Below are 255 nucleotides of genomic sequence, written 5' to 3' on the forward strand. Positions count from 1 at the left end.
GTTGCTGGTTAAAGACCCAGGAACGGTCGCACATTCATGCGCAACAAACTGCAGTCAGTTTTTCTGCCTCATATATGGACAGTGAACGTTGCAGCCACAAGCGATCAATCCTCCTGGATAAGGGGGGGCTGAAAGTTTCTGACGAAATCAACGGGTTTAAAGAGAAAGCCGTTCTTCGTTGGCGATTGTCTCCGGGGGTGTGGGTGCAAGAGAGCGATTATTCTTTTACAAATGGTAGAGATCGAATTTCGATAG

General features: G+C 47.5%; 1 pseudogene. It reads left to right on the forward strand.

The features are described 5' to 3' along the window. A pseudogene (locus SB816_RS33325) lies at nt 1–255 on the forward strand (hypothetical protein); the annotation flags it as partial.

The organism is Achromobacter sp. SIMBA_011, from assembly GCF_046535435.1.
Lineage (GTDB): Bacteria > Pseudomonadota > Gammaproteobacteria > Burkholderiales > Burkholderiaceae_B > Achromobacter > Achromobacter dolens.